The following is a 17,706-nucleotide window of genomic DNA, read 5'->3' on the forward strand; positions in this document are numbered from 1 at the left end:
TCCCCGTCAGTGGGCTTCGTCGAACTCGATGACCGCCAAGGCCGTTCCGGTGATGGGTTCCACCTGGAAGCTGCAGATCTGGTCGCGAGGCACGAACCAAGACGTGCCGGAGTGGCGCGCCTGCCAGACGATGACGCCGTCCGCGTAGACGCGGCCCTTCGCCATGTCGATGCGGTGCGACTTCCCCGAAGCGAGCGCAGTTTTAATGCGCAAGTACCCGAGTTCGGCGCCGGCGAAGTTCTTCAACCGCAGCCCGTACCCGCCCGGCATCGCAGTCGTCGCGGTGACGGTGATGATCGGCCAGGCGTGCAACGTGCCACGGTTCGCGACGACCACTGCCGTGCCCGAGGTGGCCGTCTGCTTCTCGTGCTGCCCGTACCGGATGGAGTCCGGCAGGAGCAGGTCGAGTTCGACGTCCGCCTTGGGGGCGTATCCGCGCGGCGTGAAGCTGACCGCGTCGAGCACCGCCGGCGACCACAGGGTGCCGTCCGACTTCTGCACCTGGAGGCGGCATTTGTCGCCCTCAGCGAGGAACCCCAACACGGTGCGCTCGAGTTGGTCGAGCTCCCAATCGGTGCGCTCCTCAGCGACGGCTCGGATGCTCACGGTCTGCGCGTCGCGGCGGCGACGACCGAGGAGAGCGCCGTGCCGTTCCACCTGGCGGACGGACTCACCGGACAGGGATTTCTCTCCCCACCCGGTGAACCCCTTCGCCTTGATGCCGAGCCCGTACTTGCTGCCCCCGTGGCGGATGCCAGTGAAGAACGTCAGCACGGCCTCGTCGGCTTCCCGGACGAGGAGCACGAGGTAGTCGTCTACGCCGGCCACGTCGCCTCCTCCCTGATCCATCTGCGGACGAGCCGCTCGAGGCGGCTGTCGTCCGACGACGAGCCGGTGAAGCTCACGCTGCGGTTGTCCTGGCGTGCGTCCGTGACCGATGAGGACTGCGCGTACGACGGCGACGAGTAGGACACGTTCGACTGCGACGCGACCTGCCCCCACCCGCCATACGGGTCCCCGCCCAGCGCGAGGCCCTGGAAGGCTCCCCGCTGGATGAGTTCACGCATCTTGTAGACGGCTGCCTGCCCGCCGAGCCTGTCGACGTCGCCGGCCGTGAGGACGTGCTCACCAGGGGCGAGCATGAACGGCATCGAGTCGACACCCTTCGGCCCCGGCCCGTAAATGGCACCACCCGCCGCCTTGCCGGTCATGGCACCGTTGGAGCGGATCTCCTGCGTGCCTGACGCCGTGTTGGTGTAGATCGTGATGACGCGGCCGTTGTTGTTGTTGATGAACGTGTCGATGGAGCCCTGCGCGCCGTCCGTGTTCGCACCGATCTGCGTGACGATACTGCCCGGCACGGTGCCGAGCGCGAACACGTACTGGCCGACGCGGAGCCGAGCCTCGTCAGCGTTCTCGACGATCTCCGTTGCGACCTGGTCCGGGATGCCGACGAGCTGGTCCGCGTACGCGCGAGCCTGCTCCTCGGAGAGGTTCATCTGCAGACCGAGGTCGTAGACCTGATCCCACCCGGACTGCAGTGCGGCCTGCATTTGCTCCGCGCTGCCCGTGGTGTTCCACAGGTCCGCGGCGTAGTCGCGAGTCGCCTGCCCGACGTCCATGAGCGACTGCATGGCGTTGCGCCCGCCCTCCGCTTGGAGGTTGAGTTTGCCCGTCATGCCGTCGACGAGGGTTTCCCCTTCGTCGAGCTGCTCGTTGAAGTCCTCGAGACCTTCACGCGCATGGTCGACGGCGTCGAAGTAGTCCATCTCCGCGTTCAGGGAGTCGTAGAGGATGCTGTTGTAGTTCGACAGCTCCTCAGCGAGGCCAGCGATCGCGCCGGACGCGTCCTCGGCTTGCGCTGCCTGCCCGGAGAGGGCTTCCGAGTAGTCGTCGACGACGGGTGTGCTCTGCTCCGTCGCGAATCGGGCCAGCTGCTGCTGCCCGGCGAGCGTCTCGAGGTCGCCGATGACGACGCCCTGCGCGTTCGCCTGCTCGAGCAGCGCGTCACGGTAGGCGGGCATCTCACCCAGGAGGGTGGTCAGCTGCTCCGTGCTGCCGTCCGTCTCGTCCGCGAGGATCTTGAACTTCTCCGCCGCGACGAGCGGGTCGAGGTCGGCGAGCGCCTCCCCCATCTCCTCGAGTCTGCTCTTCGCGTCCCAGAACCCGGTGTCGAAGAACTCCCCGAACTTCCAGGGCTCGTCGGCCTGCGCGCGAATGTCGGTGAGCAGCTGCGGGAGGTCCGCGAGCTGCTTCATGCCCTGCTCGTCGAGGTAGCCCTCGAACAGCTTCTGGTCGGCCTTCGCGACGGTCTGGAACAGGGTGGCCGCGTCGGTCGCGCCCTTGAGCTTGTTCTCTGCCTCCTCCGTGGAGAGCGACAGTGCCCGTGACGCGGCCTCCAGGCCAGCCACAGCCGCTGCCGCAGCCACGACGGCCACGGCTACCGGGCTACTCAGCGCCGCGACGACAGCGGCGCGTGTGGCCGCTGCGGTGATGCCGAGCGAGATGAGCGCGGCTTGTGTGGCAGCGACCTGCGGGATGATGACCAGCGCGGATCCGCCGATGAGGAGGATGCCGCCGGCCAGGGCGGTGGCCGTGAGGAACGCGCCCTGCATGGCCGGGTCCGCGTCGCCGATCGCGTTGACCATCTCGACCGCCGACTGCACGACCTCGCGGAGTGGTCCCTGCGCGCTGGCGCCGATGCGGATCATCGCGGTTTCCCACGCCCCGCCGAGCTCCTCGACGTCGCCGCCGAGGTTGTCGAGGCGCGCGGAGGCGACCTGGGCCGCGTAGCCGGAGTCATCGACCTGGCCGATCCAGCCGGCGATACCCTCCTCGCCTTCGGCGTAGAGGACGTTCGCGGCGCGGATCGCGTCCTGGCCGAAGATGATCGCCATCGCGGCGTCACGAGCTGCCGGCGACAGGTCCTTCATCTTGGTCTGCAGCTGACCGGCGAGGCCGGACATGCCGATGAACTCGCCGCTCGCCGTGCGCGTCTGGATGCCGAGCTCGGTGAGCATGTCGGCTGCCTCGCCCGAGGGGTTCGTGAGGCGCATCAGCATGGTGCGGAAGCTCGTGCCGGCGTCGGAGCCGAGGAGGCCCGCGTTCGCGAAGGCGGTCAGCGAACCGACCGTCTCCTCGACGGAAAGGCCCATCTGGGAGGCCACGAGGCCGGACTGGTTGAGGGCCTGGCCGAGGTCGGAGACGCCACCCTGTGCCTTGCCAGCACCGGCGGCGAGGAGGTCGGCGACGTGCACTGCCTGGTCCCCGGCGAGCTTGAACTGCGACAGGGTCGTCGCGGTCTGCTCGGCCGCGTCGGCCACGGACAGTTCGCCAGCTGCGGCGAGGTCGAGGGCACCCGTGAGGGCGCCGCCGAGGATGTTCGACGTGGAGAGGCCCGCCTTGCCGAGCTCCTCGATGCCCGCGGCCGCTTCGGTGGCGGTGAAGACCGTCGACTGGCCCGCCTCGAGCGCGGCGTCCCGGAGGATGCCCATCTGCTCGACGGGCGCCATCGTCGCGGACTGCACGGACGACATCGACGACTCGAACTTCGAGGACGTCATGACCGCCGAGAGCGCGAACGCCGTCATGGCGGCACCGGCGACGGTCATCTGCGTGCCGACGTGCTGCATCGCCTGCTCTTGCGACATGAGCCGGTCGCCGAGCGCCGCCTGTGCCGCCTCGAGGTCTTCCGTGGCCTGCGCCGACTGCTTCGCCTTCGCGAGGTAGTCGGCGTTGTTCATACCGAGGGTGACGAGAACGCTCTTCACGGCACCCCCTGTGTTGAGTTATCTGGGGACCTTGGTCACCTCGTAGATGAGGCCCGCGCGAGCGAACCGCTTGGCGTCTTCGTCGAGGCTCTTGAGCGAGCCCGTGGTGAGTTCCCGCTCGAAGTCGGCTCTCGCGAGCTCGATCGCCTTCACGGCGTAGTTGGTGCGGGTGCTGACCTGCCACTCGTACGCGCCGTAGCCGTTCTGCGGGTCGCCCTCTGGGTTGACCTCGTCAGCGAACAGGTGACCTCGTGGGGACGTCTGCGCCTGCTTGTCGCGGGCGGCGTGCATGAGGTCCAGATCCTCGCGCGAGAACTCCGGTTCGCCGGCTTCGGGCGCCCACCCCCAGAGGATGCGGGGTGAGCGGCCGAGCTCGATGGCGAGGAGGACGTCGCGGTACAGGCGAGGGTCTGCGTCTAGCCTTTTTTTGCCGCGGTGTACCCGCCCGAGTAGACGATCTCGTTGATGGTGAACTGGGCGATGACGAGCGCGGACAGGTCGCCGTAGCCGATGTTCGCGAACACGTTCTGCCACACCTCGGGGGTGGGCTGCTCGGTTTCCTCGCCGTCGACCTCGAGGGCGGAGAGCTCGAGCGCAGCCTTCGTCGTGGCGTACGCGTCGACGCCGTAGCGGTGGTCCAGTACGGACCAGAGCGACTTGTCCTCGGGGAGCGGGTTGCGTGCCTTGACTGCCTGCCACTGGTGCGGGGGCAGTTCGACGACGCGGATGACGGCGAACTCGTCGCGGATGGACTCGAGGTACTCCTCGAGCTCGTGCTTCGCCTCGGTGTACGCCTGCAGGGGGAAGCGGGGGTCGCCGTCGTACCCCTCCTGCGTGCTGAGCGCGTACTCCTCCTTCGCCTTCAGCATCTTGTCGGTGCGGCGCTTCTGCTCGCCGAGGAGCTCTCGGTTGAAGAGGACGTCGATGTCCTGGTATTCGCGGGTCGCGGTGCTGGCCCTGTTGCTGAGCTTGCTCATGAGTCTGATCTCCCATCAATTCCCATCGGAGTGGTGCTCGGGGCGGGCGGATGGGATACGCCCGCCCCGAGGTTCTGGTGCCGCGCTACGCGGTCAGCGCGACCTGGTCCTTGAGGACCGGCTGCTGGTAGCCGTACGTGACGACCTTCGTGCGCACGGAGTTCGTGTGCGGGGACTTGACCTTGCTCTTGACCTCGACGTTGTGGAAGTCCCACTTGTCGGTGGCGCTGATGGCCTGGTTGTGGGGCACGGCGTCGCGGACGGCGATGATGAACTCGGTGTCCTCGATGAGCAGCGGGTCCGCGACTGCCGCGGCGCTGCCGTAGACGATCGTCGACACGAGTGTGTCGGTCGCGAGGCCTCGCTCTTCGCGCTTCTGCGGGAACGTGAGGCGGTCGTCGGGGAGCATCTCGTAGCCGGGTGTGTAGACGAACCCGTCCGGCACGTGGCTGTACGTGATGTCGACGGCGCCGACGGCGTTCATCTCCGCGATCGTTGCCTTGCCGGTCGGCGAGAGGACAGCGCTGCGCGGGATGGCGAGGATGAGGAGGTTCCCGAGGCCCTTGACGGACTTCTCGGGAGGGGTGAGGGTGATGGCCATGCGGCGCTACCTTTCGGTTTCGGGCCGCACGGGCGGCTCATCTTCGGACTCAGCAGGCGCTTCGTCCTCGGTCTGGGTGGGGGCGGGGAGTTCCTCGCCGAGTGTCGCGGCGCGCGCGAGCTCCTCGACGGTCGGGCCCTCGGTGATGGACTCACGTCGGGTGGACGGCGCGGCGTGCTTGCCCGCGTCGCCCTCGTAGGGCTTGAAGAACTGCGGGAGGTCTTCCAGGTACGAGGCCGGGACCTCGATCGGGCGGCCTTCCGGGCCTTCGGCGAGTGCGATGTCCTGGCTCATGGCTGGGCTCCTAGGTCGGTTCGGACGTGAACTTGTAGAGGACGAGCGCCACCCAGTGGGAGGGTTGCTCGTCGTCGATGGGGTACGTGTCGGTGGCGCCGCGCTCGATGGGCGAGCAGTCGCGGCCTTCCACGGAGAGGGCGACGCCGAACTGCATCGGCGGCGGGCGGAGGCGCTTGTCGACCTCCTCGGCGATGAGCAGCACAGCGTCGAGCGACTGGCCGACGCACCTCACGGCGTAGACGAGCTGCTCGGCGGCGTACGGCCCCGTCTGGCGTGTCTGCTCGTCGTCGGTGCTCCCGGGCAGCACGAGCGCGTACGGCGGCTTCTTGCGGGTGCGTCCGACGTCGACCTTGTCGGCGAGGTTGCCGGTGCGGAGGAGGGCGACGAACGCGTCGAGCTCACCGATCATGCGAGGACGCTCGCCAGCGCCTGGTGCCCGGCGATCTCGATGCCGCGCTCGAAGTCAGCCGTGTTCGCCTCGAGCGCGGACGCGCCCTGGCCGAAGGGTGAGTTGTTGCGGGAGCCGTACTCGATGAGGTTGCCGAGCGCGCCCTGCGTGCGGGCCTTGTCGGGGCCGATCTCCCACCGGATGGACTTGGCGAGCTCCACCGTCTCGTAGCCGATGGAGAACGGGTAGGCGCGTGCCGATCCGCCGCCGAGGTCAGCGAGGGCGAGCGACTTCCAGTCGTCCTTCACGTGACGGGCGGTGACGGTGCCGGCGGTCTTGACGTTCTTCTTCAGCTCGCCTTCCAGGTTGCCGAAGCTCGCGACGAGGCGCTGCACGTCGGAGTAGTCGAAGGATGGACTCATGCGAGCTTCACCCCCTCGAGGAGGAAGCGCCGCGAGGACGCCGCCGACTTCGCGACCGGACCGATGATGCGGAACGTCTCCCCCACGAGCGCCGCGTTCTGCGACGTCGCGATCTCGACGACCATCCCTGACTCGACCTGCTCGGTGTCCCTCATGGGGAGCTTGAGCGTGTACTGCAGCGTCTGGATGAGGCGGCCAGCGTTGTCCTTGAGCTCCACCTGCGTGGCGGACTCCTTGAGCTCGCACGGCCACGGCTCGGCGTTGATGGGCGTGAGGACGGTGTCGTGCTTGAGCGTCTCCGGGTTCGGTTTCTCACTCAGCGTCTCGACGTTGATCGTGCACGTGTCGAGGAACGTCGCTTCCGTCACCGCCTGGGCTTGGGCGAGGAGTGATGGTGTCAGCATCAGAGCTCCAACTGCATGGAGTAGACGCCCTGGCTGGTGCCCGCGATTGGCCTCGGCTGGAAGCGGGCGAGGTCCTCGTCAGCGATGTAGATCTTGCCGCTTGCGAGCGACCCGTCCACGCGCTGCGAATACTCGTCCGTGCCGAACGTGACCAGGCCGCCGGCGTTGCGCACCTTCCGCTCCACCGCGTTCACGAGCGCGTCGCGGACGACGTTCTCGCGGACGTGGCGGGGGTTCTCGGGAGGGAGCGCCTTGCGGGCTTCGAGGTCCGGGACGGCGTCGAGGAGCTTCTCGACGGCCTGGTCGATCCACTGCGGGATCACCCGGACCTCGTCCGCGGTGAGAGGCCGCTCGATGACGCCACGGATCGAGTCGACATTGATCGGTGCTTGCATGAGCGGCCTCCCCTGCTACGCGGCGGGCGTCGTCGGGGGCGTCTCGGCGGGAGTCTCCGCCTCGACGATCTCCGTCTTGCCCGTGTCGAGGTTGTGCTTGACGCGCACCTTCGTGCCGTCCGGGCGCGCCTGCTCGTAGTGCTCCACGCGCTGCTCGGACACCGGTGTCTTCTTCACCGGGGCCTTCGCGACGGGGATCACCGCGTTCTGCGTCCCCGCGGCGATCGCCTCCGGGCTGGGCGTGCCCGGCGTCACCGACGTCGCGATCTCCGTCGGGTCCGTGGTGTCGGCGGGGCCGTCGCCCGGCTCCGTGACCGAGGGCTTCGTCGTGTCGTCGTCGAGGGTGGTGGTCTTGGCTCGAGTGGTTGCCATGATGGTTCTCCGTTCTAGCGTGCGAGGACGCCGGTCAGACGAGCAGCTGCCTTGCCGCCGAAGACAGCGAGGCCGCAGTAGAACTCGATGCGGGTGCGGTAGACGGGCTTCTCCTGCAGCTCGCCCAGGTCGTAGACCTGCACGCCGCCGTTGGTGAGGCCCGTGACGCCCTGGTCGCCCTCGTCGTCGCCGAACTTCACGGCATAGATGCTGGACGCGGTCGTCTCGGTGCCGGCCGTCTCGTTGCCGAGCACGGATGCGCCGGCCGCCGTGTTGCCCGGGTCGAGGACGGGGATGCCGTTCCACGTGAGGACACGCTTCCCGGTGATGTCCTCCTTGACCATCTCCACACCGCCGAGGCGGCGACCCGCGGAGCGGATCTTCGCGTGGATGACGCGGTTGGCGTAGATCGCACCGTTGGACGCGTCGAGGCCGTTGACCTGCGCGACGAGCCCGTCGAGGCGGTCGAAGAAGTCCTGCGCGTCCGTGCCCCCGTTGCCGAGCACGGGTGCGCCGTTGGTGCCGGACGAGATGACCTGGGCGCCGGTGAGGCGCTTGCGGAGACCGTCGAAGCCCTTCGGTTCGACGGCGGTGTCGCCGTTGAAGAAGGAGTCCTGGAACTTGTAGGCGGCAGCCTTGACCTTCATCGCCGTCTGCACGGCGCGCTGGTCGTTGAGGTTGCCTCGCGTCTGGACGATGAAGCGGTCGACGTCCGCGTCGCCACCGAGGATGACCAGGCTCTCAGTGAGCTGGTTCACCGTGCCGGTGGACTCGACGTACGCCTCGTTCACCGAGCGGAACGCGACGCCAGGAAGGGTCGCTTCCTGGTTGTAGGCGTACGCGTTGCCCTCGATGGGCATGAGCGGGATGCGGTCGAGGACGGACGACTCCTGCACGAACGTCTCGAGGACGCCACGCTGCAGGTCGTTGGTGCTCAGGGTTGCTGCCTGGGCGAGTGTCACAGCCATAGCTGCGGTTCCTTTCGGGTGAGGTTGAGCGCCGCCACTGCTGTGACGACGTGGTTACTTCTTGGCGCCGTAGGCGGCCGCGATGCGACTGCGTCCCGGCTGGACGTTGGTGGCCCCACTTGTGGAGCCGACCGAGCCGATGCCAGCGGTGCGGGAGTCGGTGACGGTGTCCTTCACGAGGTACGGCTTGGACTTGGCGAGGGCTTCGAGGAGCGTCTTCGCGGCCGCCCCGTCGACCTCGTCGGCGTCGGAGACGGAGAGTCCCGCGATCTGCTCAGCAGTGAGGAAGGCTCCGACGTCGTTCGGGTCGTTGAACCCGAGGACTGCGGCCTGTGTGCGCAGCTCGTTCGAGCGGAGCTTGTTGTGCAGCCGCTCGTTCGCAGCGTCGTTCGCTTCCTTCGTGGCCTGCTCGCGGATCTTGTCGGCGCTCTTGTCCTGGTTGGCCTGGACGAGTGCTTTCAGGTCGTCCGCGCTGAGCCCGAGTGACGTGAAGGCCTTGAGTTCGCTCTGGGCGGCGTTGCGCTCGCCCTTCATGCGCTCGATGGCCTGCTTGCCGGCGTCGCCGAGACCGTCAGCGCCTTGCGCGCCGTCGCCCCCGCCTGTGCCTGCTCCTGCGGCTCCTGCCTGCTGACCGCTGCCGTCTCCGGCGTCGGTCATGTAGCGGATGCCCATGACGTCGAACTTGCTGCGGAACCCGATGACGGGCGTGAAGTGCTTGCGCATTTCGCTTCTCCTTCGTGTGACGCCTTGCGCGTCGGTGAACCCGGCCCGGCCTTGCGCCGGCGGGAAGTCAGATGAGGCCGAGGAGGCGCGCGAGGTCGCGCACCTGGTCGGGTTGGCGGTCGAGGGTGCGGACCATCAGCTCGAGGTCCATGCGCACGCGCTCGCGCTGGTCTGTCGTGAGGCGCGCAGCGCCGGTCGACGAGAAGGGGTTACGTCCGGCCTTCACGGCCTCCCAGTTGAGGTAGGCGACGTGCAGTCGGCGCTCGGCGGCGGTCTGCGTGCCCGGGTTCAGCGGGTCGCGCTTGCCGGTGCGGATCGCTTCCCGGTAGGACTGCGTCGCGCCCTTGCGGGTGCCGCCGCGCCCCATCGTCCCGGCCATGAGGCCACCGAACTCGGAGAGCCCGTCGTTGCCGCGGATGCTGCCGCCTGGGACCTGACCGGCGGGGAGGATGTAGCCCTCGTCGGTGAGCATCCGGATGGCGTCGTCGCGGGACGTCGCGAGCTTGTTGATGTCGTCGACCGTCATGCGCGTGGGGGTGCCGTAGCGGCGCGCCTGGCGGCTCCTGCCGTCCGAGAGGCCCCGGTTGCGGACGTTCACCACCCGGTAGATGTCGCCGCCGTCACGGATCGCCTGAGCGTCCGCCTTGCCGAAGATCTTGTCCTGCTCGGTCTTCGTGAGGGACTTGAACGCCTCGTAGGGGTCGGTGCGCAGCTCGGCCATGGACTCGCGAGCGGGGATGTGCTCGCAGTCACAGCCGCCGTGGCGCTGAAAGCCCTGGTTCCACCTGTACCAGCGGCCCGCGAGGATGATGCAGTCCTTGCAGGACGGCAGGTTCAGCATCCGCACATACCCCGTCTGCGGGGTGCTCGTGACCGTGGTCGTCGACATGCCGGACGCCGCGCCCGTGAGCTCGTTCGCCGTCAGCCGCTCGAGCCACGACCCGGCCTGCGTGAGCGCCGAGGCGACATCGACGCCTGCCCCGACGAGCTGCTTCGCGCCGACGACCGACGTGCGGGTGACGCGGTCGAGCTCGACGCCCTCGCTGGTCCATCCGACGAACGCGAAGGGGTCAGCGAAGCCGACGGGGTTGCCGAGGTCGAGCTCGTCGCCCATGCCGAGCAGGTGCTCCTGCGCGGCCTGGGACGCGGCGAGCTGGCCCGCCATGATCGCGTCACCGACGTCGAGGCCGATCCGCGACCAGGACAGGTCGAAGTCGTCCGTCATGCCCCGCCAGAGGCGACGGACGGCCTTGACCGTCTTGACCTTGATCTGCTGCTGCTCCTGGTAGTGGACGATCGCGGACTCGAGCACGACGCCCCCGATCTACACGGCCGGTTCGAGCTCGTCCTCGTCCACCTCGGCGGGAGGTGGCGTGCCGGCGCCGCGGAACTCGCGAGCGACGCGCGTGAGGTTCGAGCTGAGTGCTTCCGCGTCCATCTGCTGCATCCACCGCTCGACCTTCTGCGAGGTCGCGCCGGGGATCATCTCGAACGCCGCCTGGTGCGGGAAGTCGACCGCGATGAGCTTCGTGAGCGCGTCGACGATCTGCGAGAACGAACGCGCTTCCGTGTCGGCCCACTGACATTCAGCGGAGGGGTCCCACTCGTGGTCCTCGCCGCGTGCCTTCCACGCGAGCTTCGCGACCTGCTCGTTGCCTTCTCCGGCGGAGAGCTTGATCTCCTCGAGCAGCGACGCGAACGTCGACTCCGCCCCTGCGAGAGCGTCTCCGGAGAGGTTCGCCATGCGCGAGAGGAGGTACTGCGGCGGGATCTGGCCGGTGGCGAAGAAGTTGACGAGGAAGTTCTCGTGCACCTTGATGTAGTTGCCGAGGTCCGACTCCGGCAGGTCCCAAACCTTCGTTCCTTCACCAGGGAAGGCGAGGATACGGTCGACGCCTGCCTTGCCGGGGCTGTGGATGATCGGGATGGGCTGCCCGTTGGCGTCGAGCAGCGGCTGACCGTCCGTGTTCGTCCGGTAGACGATGTTTCCCTCGGCGTCGAGCACGCGCGGGTCGAAGCCCGACACGGCGCGCTGACGGAACGCGGAGAACTGCATGGCGAGGAGCGTGTTGAACCGCACCGTGTTGAGCGCGTCCTGCTGCGGGATCATGTGGTCGAGGCCTGACCACGGCTCGCCGTTGTCCTTGACCTTGTAGTCGTAGAGCGCGAACGGCACTTCCCCCATGGGGTGCGTGCTCTCGAAGACCTTCTCCCAGCCGCCGCCGAACGCCGACGAGACGCCGCCCCGCTCGAAGCGGATCATCTTCTGGTCGTCGTAGACGATGCCGATCGTCTTCGTGCGGCTCATGCCGTTGGGGAGGATGAACGCGTTGGCCTGACCCGTCGCGAGGTCGTCCACCTGGTAGACCTTCGCCGCCCACAGCGGGGTCAGCGGGTCGTCGGGGTCCATCTCGATGTGCACGAGCTCGAAGGACTCGTAGCGGACGATGGGCTGCTTCGGGTTCTTCTTGTTCGGCCACACCGACGCGATGCCTCGGCCGTGGCGCATCAGGGACGCGTAGACGTGCGACTGGCGCACGTCCCACTTGTTCGCCTGGAACACGTCCCGCCAGATGGCCTTGTCGATCTCGCCAATCTCGCCGGCCTTCGGCTTCTTGTCCTTGGTGTCGAGCCCCGCGCGGATGCCGTCCATGCGCAGGCGCTGCACGGGGGCGCTCGACCAGAGGTCCAGCCAGTTCGCGATCGACATGTCGCGCAGCTGCTCGTACTCCTTGTTGACACCGTTCGGCGCGAACGGGAGCTCCTGGATGCCGCGCACATACCGCTCGCGCTTCTGCACCGTGGGGCGCCGGAAGTTGATCTTCTGCTCCGCGTAGCGAAGGCGCTGCTGCGCAAGGGTGGCGTCCACTGCGCCTCCTCTCAGTTGAAGCCGAACGCCACCGTGGAGACCTTCGAGGACTGCGCCTTGCCCAGGCCAGCCGCGATCGAATCGCAGGCGGCCGCGTGGGCGAGGACTCCAGACATCAGGAGGTCGATCTTCTGGTGGTCCTCGGGCTTGCCGATGATGAATGTCTCGCCCGCTCGGGCGCGCACGACCGCGTTGGACACGTTCGTGCGCATCTCCGAGCAGCCGTCGTGCGTGAAAGCCGAGTCGACCTCGAGGACGTCGTCGCGGAAGCGCACCAGCTCGGCGTGCATCCGCTTGATGCCGTTCGTCGGCCACTCGATGACGCGCTTTTCGCCGTACTTCTGGGCCCACGCGGCGATGTCGGTCTGCCACAGGTAGGGGTCGAAGTAGCCGCGGGTCACGTCGTACGTGCGGAAGATGTGCTCGACCGCGGCGCGGACCTCTTCGCGAGGGATGCGCCCCTTCCACTCCTCCGGCTTCCACAGCGCGAGGCGAGTGACGTCACCGGCCGTGTACGTGGGAGTGAACTGGTGCTGGCCCAGCGTCTCGAGGCGGATGCCCGTCCAGTCGTTCGCGTCCGAGCCGTCGAAGCCGAGCGCGACCTTCGTGCGCGGACGCACCTCGACGGGTGAGCGCTTGCCGTCCCACGGCTGCATGTCGGGGAAGAACTTGCCCTTGCCTCGAACCATGCGGTTCCCGAAGAACCGCTCAGCCTGGCCGGGATCGCGCTTCGCGAGCGCGGCGGAGAGCGCCTCGATGCCGTCGACGCTCACCCAGGGCGAGTCGCGGTACACGTAGCGGAAGATCTCGATGCGGTCCTCGGGGATGGAGAAGTCGAGGTCGCGCGGCGGCTCGTCCCAGTAGATGAAGACGTCCTCGCTGGCTTCCTCGATGAGCTTCTGCGCCGCCGAGTTCTCGGACGGGTCGGGAGCGTTCGTCGTGGCGAGGGTGCGCCCGTTCATGCCGGTCGCGTTGCGGTCCTGCGTGTCCGCGACGTTCTGCATGCCGTTCGACTCGAGCCACAGGCCGAACTCGTCCTGCAGTGCGAAGTGGATCGGCTGGCCGAGCTTCGAGGAGGCCTTCGACGTGACGGCGTCGATGCGGTCGCGCTTGCCACCCAGCGAGGAGCCCTGGATGCGCACGAAGTCGTCGCGCACCAGAAGCAGTCTCGAGAGCGGCTCGGCGGCGATCATCTCCGTCAGCGGGCCGTAGACGTTGTCGACCTGGTCGACGGTCAGCGCCGTCAGGTGGATCAGCGGGGACGGGTGTCGGCCACCCATGGGCTCACCGACCTCGTACGCGTACTCCCAGCCGCAGGGGCAACCCCAGTCGGCGCAGCGGTACGCGTCGCCCTTCTTCGCCCAGCCGATGAACTGCGTCGGGCCGACCGCTTCGGCGGACGTGAGGCCGGCGGACCAGGGGCCCTTGCCGGACTTCTGCGGGCCGATGATGAGGCTCTTGCGGTAGACGAACGCCTGCGCGCCGAGCGGGCGCCCGTCGACCGACTGCGCGCCCTCGCGGATGCGGTAGTGGTTCGCGGTGCACCAGTATTGCCAGCGCGTTTGCCCGAAAGGCTCGCCGCGCTGCCACCCATCCGGGATCGAAACGTGCTGAAAGAGCCACGAATCGAGGAGGTGTCCCAGCGTGGGGAACGGGATGACGAGATCGTTCAAGACGCCACCACCCCGAAGTTCCTCCGGCGCTCACCGCCTGCCGACTCGACGCGCTTCTCTTCGCGCTTGACCGCGGTTTCGTCGACGCCGAGAACCCACCCGTTGAGGCGGAGCCCATGCGGCGTCATGCCCAGCTGCTCGGCGAGCTTCAACGCGTTCTGCGCGACCGTGCCGGACGAGTCACCGGCCTCCATCCGCACCAACATGCGGCAGTAGTTGCCGACGAACATCAGCCGCCAGGACTCCTTCGACCACTGCGCGGCCTGCGGAGTGCGCCACAACCAGCGCCACATCTCGGCCTCGCGGTCGGTCTTCGTTGGGAGCGGGAAGCGCGGGATCTTGCCCTTGAACCCACCCGAGGGGAGGGTGATGAGCTGCGTCCCGCGCTTCTCCGACTTCGCCGAAGTGGGGTCCTGCGGGGGGCCTGAGTTCGATCTAGCACCACCAGCTGGCATGCCCTCACCCGCCCTTCATCGACCCTTTGAACCCTCTGGACGGTTTTTTCCTCTCCCCGGCGGTCCTGAAGCCAGGGTCGGAAAGGGGGTATCCCCCACCCCCTGCGCGCCTCTGTGGCGCGTCGGGGTGGTCGAGTCGAGGGTGAGTGTCGTCTGGGTGTGTCCTGGCTCACCTGTGGGCCTTGTGGCCTGCCTTGCGCCTGTTGCATCGTTGGCACTCGGGTCCGGTATGGCGCTTGCCGTCGTCGGTGTGGCCGAGGTCCCATTGGTCGTGCTTGGTGATGGGGCGTTGGCACTCTGCGCAGGGGATGGCTTCGCCGGCGTCGAGCCTCGCTTGGTAGTGGGCTCGCCTCTTGGTGTGTGCGTGGTCGTAGCCGCGTTGGCTTGGCCTGCCTCGTTGCTGCTCGTGCTCTCGTGCGTGGGTGGGGCACCACCTGGTCTGGGTGAGCTCGGGGCAGGGGAACTGGGAGCAGACGCGCCAGGGCATGGCTCCCCTTCGAGTGGGTGCAGGTGAGGCTCGGGAGTGCGTGCCCGGCTTGCGTCCCCGCGTCCTTCGCGGGGAACCTCACCTGCGGGTGGAGTAGGCGCGTAGCGTCGCCTCGTTCTTAGGCCGCCAGTCAGGTCAGTCCTCAGCCCCGCGGGGCGTCACCCACCTTGCTGTTCGGTTGCACGTTTAGGGAACATGCCCTTGTACCAACCAGCGGTCTCCACCTGCCTGTGTGGCTACAGCCCGAGCCGTCCGTTGAGGTCGGCTGCATGCTCTTCGGTGAGCACGACGGTGACGGTAAAGCTGAGGCGGGCGCCGATCATGTTCATGTAGCTGAGCCCGTTGAGGGTCTGCTCTTCGCTGATGCCGGTGACCTCGCGTGCGAAGTCGCCGAGCGTCTTGGCGTTGTCGGCGCTGGCGGTGGTCTGGATGCTGGCGGTCACGGTGTGCTCCTTCGGTGGGGGTGGTGTGTTGCGGGCGCGCAGGTGCACCTCGGCTCGAGTACGGGGCTGCCGATTGTGGGTGTCCTTCGACGTGTGGGCGGCGTTGACGCGCCCGCAAGTGTGGGGTGAGGTGGGGCCGCTGACTCCCCCGAGTCAGCGGCCCTCGCCCTCTGCTCGTCTGTGACACGACGCTGAGCTTGCGTCCCGCGGCCTGTCCCGTCCTGCCCGGTCTCACGCGGGGGCGGGTGCACTGTCCGGATACGACGAAGCCCCGGCGATGTGGCTGCTGCCAGGGATCGTTCCGGGGCCTTCTGAAACTGTGTCGATCTTTACTAAACAGGGTGAAGACGCTCCCCTGTCAAGTCGTGACCGAAATTTCTTTCTGAGATCGTCGGATCCGGTACGGGGTGACGGGGTTCGCGAAGGTCTTCTGCCTCCACCAGAGGAGCAGGTGCTCCTCCTCGACCTCCATGCGGCGGCCCACGAACCGCACCTGCATGCCGTCGCGGCGCCACGTCCGCAACGAACGAACCGACCTATTCACGCGGCGTGCTGCTGCACGCGTTGTGAGATAGGTCGGCTGTTCGCTCATGGGATTGATTATCCCAGGTGGGAAGCTGGATCCAGGTAGCGTTGCGCCATGCGTTCAACCATCGTCATCCTCTACGTCCTCGCCGCGTTGTTGCCACTCGTCGGCTTAGTCCGCCTGTACCTTCTGGCGAGGAAGGAGGCTCAACCAGTACGCGAGAGTCGCGAAGCCGTCATGGAGAAGGTGAAGGGGGATCAGGTGGATCAGCTGGGCCTCTACGACGAGGGCTTTGTCTCGTACGCGGAGGTACAAGCCGGGATGCCGATCATCGTTGCAGCCGTTCGCAACAGGCCGCAGGCTGTGCTCGCAGATCTCTTGTTCATCGGCGTAGGTGTCGTCATGGGGGCCGTCGCTAGTGTGTGGTCGCTCTTCCTCTAGATCTCCCCTGCGTCTCGTAGGTACTGCTCGGCTTCGGTGACGCGCTGGAAGGCCTCGGCGTTGCCCCCAGTGTCGGGGTGGGTCTTGCGCTTCGCCTTGCGCAGGATCTCGACAGCCACGCGGTCGCTGTGGTTCGGAAGAGTCGCCACCTCGTAGCCGGCTGCGTGCCACAGCACGAGCCACGCCGAGCGTGTATCGAGCTTGGGTGCAGCGTCGAGGGCGAGGAAGCCGCGGTACTGCTCGCCGCCCCTGGTGACGCCGTACCGGTCGACCTTGCGGAGCGCCTCGAGGGCGAGGGCGATCGCGCGGACGTTGTCCTGCCATCCCTCGAACGTGTCGCACGGGTAGCTGAGGGCGCCGTGCTTCGAGTCGAGGGTGAGGATCACGCCGGGGTGCTCGGCCTTCGCTGTCGCTCGGGGGCGGCCGTCGAGGCGGAAATGCTGTGCTGGGATGGCGACCTGGAGGCGGACGTTCTTCCCGCCGAGCATGCGCGTCTCACGGTCGAGAAGCTCGAGCGTCTGCGTCCAGGTGGAGGCGAAGTCGGAGCGGCGGCGAGTGGCGGTGAGTGTGCCGGGCCACTCGCCGATCGGGTCGACGGTGAGCTCGTCAGGCCATGCGCTCATGAGAGGGCTCCTTCGATGAGGTTGATGGTTTCGGGGGTGAGCTTGCGGAGGCCGAGCCCGCCCTTGAACGGGATCGGTTCGGTGAGGGGGCGCGGGTTCGCGAGCACGAGATGCCACTCACCGTCCTCGTGCCAGACGGATGTGCAACACCCATTCGGGTCGTCGTGGGGACCTGGACCCTCGTCGTTGTGCACGTCGACTAGGTCGACGACGCCGATGATCGAGCCGCGCTCGTCGACTCGGTGCCGTACAGCTGACGTCTCACGCGCGAACGCGTCTCGGTACTCGTTCTGTTCCCAGACCGGATCGTCATAGTCGACAGCGGTGAGGCCGGCGTGGATGGCGACGGGCCCGCGGTAGCCGCCGGCGAGGTTCCGCGACCGGTTCTCGACGTCCTTCCCGCCGTGGATGATCGCCCACGCCCAGGGCTGACGAACCGTGAGGACGCGCATCAGCGTTCCCCGTCGACGTTGACTCCGATGATCTGAGCACCCGTGGACTCCGCGATCTGTCCGAGGTCGCGCAGCGCGTTTCCCGTGGTCCACATGGCGTCCATGGTGAGGTCCGCTGCCGTGCGCACCTCGAGAGTGGCCCCGTGTTCGTCCACGAGGGCCGCGAGGGCGGCGTTGAAGTCGTGCTCTCCGCCTGCGGGGAGTACGAGGCCCTCAAGCCACGGGAACTGCCTGTAGAGGATCGGTGAGGCTGCTCTAGCCGCCGCAGGGAGTTGGTGCGTCATCAGGCTGTCGTCGAGGACGTGGTCGAGGACTTCGTACAGCTGGCCGATTTCGCAGGCTAGGCGACCACTTGTGGCCGTGACGACGGCGAGGGTGGGGAAGGTCTTCGTGCTCATGGTGTGTCCTTTCGTTGGTGCG

23 protein-coding genes are annotated in these 17,706 nt (G+C 67.6%); 1 reads left to right on the forward strand and 22 read right to left on the reverse strand.

Translation table 11 applies throughout. The annotated features are described in order from the left end of the window. Positions 1–6 precede the first annotated feature (6 nt). From C5E05_RS04805 to C5E05_RS19765, 19 genes are all read right to left on the reverse strand, one after another. A complete protein-coding gene (locus C5E05_RS04805) occupies positions 7–828 on the reverse strand; it encodes a hypothetical protein (RefSeq protein ID WP_104341275.1) in 822 nt (273 codons plus the stop codon). Next, on the reverse strand, positions 816–3,770 hold the full coding sequence (locus C5E05_RS04810) for a phage tail tape measure protein (RefSeq protein ID WP_146081032.1): 2,955 nt from the start codon (positions 3,768–3,770) through the stop codon (positions 816–818). The genes C5E05_RS04805 and C5E05_RS04810 overlap by 13 nt, the downstream gene beginning before the upstream one ends. Positions 3,771–3,788: 18 nt before the next feature. Next, a complete protein-coding gene (locus C5E05_RS04815) occupies positions 3,789–4,061 on the reverse strand; it encodes a hypothetical protein (RefSeq protein ID WP_104341277.1) in 273 nt (90 codons plus the stop codon). Positions 4,062–4,186: 125 nt separating this feature from the next. Next, positions 4,187–4,747: a hypothetical protein gene (locus C5E05_RS04820; protein WP_104341278.1), complete on the reverse strand. Its 561-nt coding sequence runs from the start codon at positions 4,745–4,747 to the stop codon at positions 4,187–4,189. An 85-nt stretch (positions 4,748–4,832) separates the two neighbouring features. Next, a complete protein-coding gene (locus C5E05_RS04825; protein WP_104341279.1) occupies positions 4,833–5,348 on the reverse strand; it encodes a hypothetical protein in 516 nt (171 codons plus the stop codon). 6 nt (positions 5,349–5,354) lie between these two features. Continuing rightward, positions 5,355–5,642 (reverse strand): hypothetical protein, encoded by a 288-nt coding sequence (locus C5E05_RS04830; protein WP_104341280.1) that lies wholly within the window; start codon positions 5,640–5,642, stop codon positions 5,355–5,357. A gap of 10 nt (positions 5,643–5,652) precedes the next feature. After that, the gene (locus C5E05_RS04835) at positions 5,653–6,054 is read right to left on the reverse strand and encodes a hypothetical protein (protein ID WP_104341281.1); all 402 of its coding nucleotides are present in this window, start codon (positions 6,052–6,054) and stop codon (positions 5,653–5,655) included. Then, positions 6,051–6,455: a hypothetical protein gene (locus C5E05_RS04840; protein ID WP_104341282.1), complete on the reverse strand. Its 405-nt coding sequence runs from the start codon at positions 6,453–6,455 to the stop codon at positions 6,051–6,053. The genes C5E05_RS04835 and C5E05_RS04840 overlap by 4 nt, the downstream gene beginning before the upstream one ends. After that, positions 6,452–6,859 carry a DUF6093 family protein gene (locus C5E05_RS04845; RefSeq protein WP_104341283.1) on the reverse strand — a complete coding sequence of 136 codons (408 nt, stop codon included), beginning with the start codon at positions 6,857–6,859 and terminating at the stop codon, positions 6,452–6,454. Before C5E05_RS04845 ends, C5E05_RS04840 begins: the two co-directional genes overlap by 4 nt. Next, positions 6,859–7,254 carry a hypothetical protein gene (locus tag C5E05_RS04850; protein ID WP_104341284.1) on the reverse strand — a complete coding sequence of 132 codons (396 nt, stop codon included), beginning with the start codon at positions 7,252–7,254 and terminating at the stop codon, positions 6,859–6,861. Before C5E05_RS04850 ends, C5E05_RS04845 begins: the two co-directional genes overlap by 1 nt. Positions 7,255–7,269: 15 nt before the next feature. Next, positions 7,270–7,626, reverse strand: coding sequence for a hypothetical protein (locus C5E05_RS04855; RefSeq protein ID WP_104341285.1), 357 nt, complete (start codon positions 7,624–7,626; stop codon positions 7,270–7,272). 14 nt (positions 7,627–7,640) lie between these two features. After that, a complete protein-coding gene (locus C5E05_RS04860; protein WP_104341286.1) occupies positions 7,641–8,594 on the reverse strand; it encodes a major capsid protein in 954 nt (317 codons plus the stop codon). A gap of 54 nt (positions 8,595–8,648) precedes the next feature. Continuing rightward, positions 8,649–9,317 carry a hypothetical protein gene (locus tag C5E05_RS04865; protein WP_104341287.1) on the reverse strand — a complete coding sequence of 223 codons (669 nt, stop codon included), beginning with the start codon at positions 9,315–9,317 and terminating at the stop codon, positions 8,649–8,651. A 67-nt stretch (positions 9,318–9,384) separates the two neighbouring features. Continuing rightward, entirely contained in the window at positions 9,385–10,629 is a 1,245-nt protein-coding gene (locus C5E05_RS04870) for a hypothetical protein (RefSeq protein WP_104341288.1), read from the reverse strand. Between the two features lie 12 nt (positions 10,630–10,641). Beyond that, the gene (locus tag C5E05_RS04875; protein ID WP_181059368.1) at positions 10,642–12,186 is read right to left on the reverse strand and encodes a phage portal protein; all 1,545 of its coding nucleotides are present in this window, start codon (positions 12,184–12,186) and stop codon (positions 10,642–10,644) included. A gap of 11 nt (positions 12,187–12,197) precedes the next feature. Further along, complete coding sequence (locus C5E05_RS20045; protein WP_181059370.1) at positions 12,198–13,859, reverse strand: hypothetical protein; 1,662 nt, start codon at positions 13,857–13,859, stop codon at positions 12,198–12,200. Then, positions 13,856–14,314, reverse strand: a complete 459-nt coding sequence (locus C5E05_RS04880; protein WP_104341290.1) for a hypothetical protein — start codon at positions 14,312–14,314, stop codon at positions 13,856–13,858. The genes C5E05_RS20045 and C5E05_RS04880 overlap by 4 nt, the downstream gene beginning before the upstream one ends. A 723-nt stretch (positions 14,315–15,037) precedes the next feature. Further along, complete coding sequence (locus tag C5E05_RS04885; RefSeq protein WP_104341291.1) at positions 15,038–15,244, reverse strand: hypothetical protein; 207 nt, start codon at positions 15,242–15,244, stop codon at positions 15,038–15,040. A 358-nt stretch (positions 15,245–15,602) separates the two neighbouring features. After that, positions 15,603–15,836, reverse strand: a complete 234-nt coding sequence (locus C5E05_RS19765; protein ID WP_146081033.1) for a hypothetical protein — start codon at positions 15,834–15,836, stop codon at positions 15,603–15,605. A 48-nt stretch (positions 15,837–15,884) separates the two neighbouring features. Between C5E05_RS19765 and C5E05_RS04890 the strand changes: the two genes are divergently transcribed. After that, complete coding sequence (locus C5E05_RS04890) at positions 15,885–16,211, forward strand: hypothetical protein (protein ID WP_104341292.1); 327 nt, start codon at positions 15,885–15,887, stop codon at positions 16,209–16,211. Here C5E05_RS04890 and C5E05_RS04895 read toward each other — a convergent pair. From C5E05_RS04895 to C5E05_RS04905, 3 genes are read right to left on the reverse strand one after another with little or no spacing between them, the layout of a single operon-like run. Then, entirely contained in the window at positions 16,208–16,834 is a 627-nt protein-coding gene (locus C5E05_RS04895) for a molecular chaperone DnaJ (protein ID WP_104341293.1), read from the reverse strand. The two genes, C5E05_RS04890 and C5E05_RS04895, sit on opposite strands and share 4 nt — an antisense overlap. Beyond that, the gene (locus tag C5E05_RS04900; RefSeq protein WP_104341294.1) at positions 16,831–17,286 is read right to left on the reverse strand and encodes an ASCH domain-containing protein; all 456 of its coding nucleotides are present in this window, start codon (positions 17,284–17,286) and stop codon (positions 16,831–16,833) included. Before C5E05_RS04900 ends, C5E05_RS04895 begins: the two co-directional genes overlap by 4 nt. After that, positions 17,286–17,684 carry a hypothetical protein gene (locus C5E05_RS04905; protein WP_104341295.1) on the reverse strand — a complete coding sequence of 133 codons (399 nt, stop codon included), beginning with the start codon at positions 17,682–17,684 and terminating at the stop codon, positions 17,286–17,288. Before C5E05_RS04905 ends, C5E05_RS04900 begins: the two co-directional genes overlap by 1 nt. Between the last annotated feature and the right edge of the window lie 22 nt (positions 17,685–17,706).

The sequence above is a fragment of the Pseudoclavibacter sp. AY1H1 genome (assembly GCF_002931055.1).
Lineage (GTDB): Bacteria > Actinomycetota > Actinomycetes > Actinomycetales > Microbacteriaceae > Pseudoclavibacter.

Coding starts and splice junctions, on each gene's coding strand:
- C5E05_RS04895 (WP_104341293.1), bottom strand. CDS start 16,834: ATGAGCGCATGGCCTGACGAGCTCACCGTCGACCCGATCGGCGAGTGG.
- C5E05_RS04820 (WP_104341278.1), bottom strand. CDS start 4,747: ATGAGCAAGCTCAGCAACAGGGCCAGCACCGCGACCCGCGAATACCAG.
- C5E05_RS04890 (WP_104341292.1), top strand. CDS start 15,885: ATGCGTTCAACCATCGTCATCCTCTACGTCCTCGCCGCGTTGTTGCCA.
- C5E05_RS04840 (WP_104341282.1), bottom strand. CDS start 6,455: ATGAGTCCATCCTTCGACTACTCCGACGTGCAGCGCCTCGTCGCGAGC.
- C5E05_RS04835 (WP_104341281.1), bottom strand. CDS start 6,054: ATGATCGGTGAGCTCGACGCGTTCGTCGCCCTCCTCCGCACCGGCAAC.
- C5E05_RS19765 (WP_146081033.1), bottom strand. CDS start 15,836: ATGAGCGAACAGCCGACCTATCTCACAACGCGTGCAGCAGCACGCCGC.
- C5E05_RS04850 (WP_104341284.1), bottom strand. CDS start 7,254: ATGCAAGCACCGATCAATGTCGACTCGATCCGTGGCGTCATCGAGCGG.
- C5E05_RS04880 (WP_104341290.1), bottom strand. CDS start 14,314: ATGCCAGCTGGTGGTGCTAGATCGAACTCAGGCCCCCCGCAGGACCCC.
- C5E05_RS04865 (WP_104341287.1), bottom strand. CDS start 9,317: ATGCGCAAGCACTTCACGCCCGTCATCGGGTTCCGCAGCAAGTTCGAC.
- C5E05_RS04855 (WP_104341285.1), bottom strand. CDS start 7,626: ATGGCAACCACTCGAGCCAAGACCACCACCCTCGACGACGACACGACG.
- C5E05_RS04905 (WP_104341295.1), bottom strand. CDS start 17,684: ATGAGCACGAAGACCTTCCCCACCCTCGCCGTCGTCACGGCCACAAGT.
- C5E05_RS04900 (WP_104341294.1), bottom strand. CDS start 17,286: ATGCGCGTCCTCACGGTTCGTCAGCCCTGGGCGTGGGCGATCATCCAC.
- C5E05_RS04845 (WP_104341283.1), bottom strand. CDS start 6,859: ATGCTGACACCATCACTCCTCGCCCAAGCCCAGGCGGTGACGGAAGCG.
- C5E05_RS04830 (WP_104341280.1), bottom strand. CDS start 5,642: ATGAGCCAGGACATCGCACTCGCCGAAGGCCCGGAAGGCCGCCCGATC.
- C5E05_RS04825 (WP_104341279.1), bottom strand. CDS start 5,348: ATGGCCATCACCCTCACCCCTCCCGAGAAGTCCGTCAAGGGCCTCGGG.
- C5E05_RS04815 (WP_104341277.1), bottom strand. CDS start 4,061: ATGCACGCCGCCCGCGACAAGCAGGCGCAGACGTCCCCACGAGGTCAC.
- C5E05_RS04860 (WP_104341286.1), bottom strand. CDS start 8,594: ATGGCTGTGACACTCGCCCAGGCAGCAACCCTGAGCACCAACGACCTG.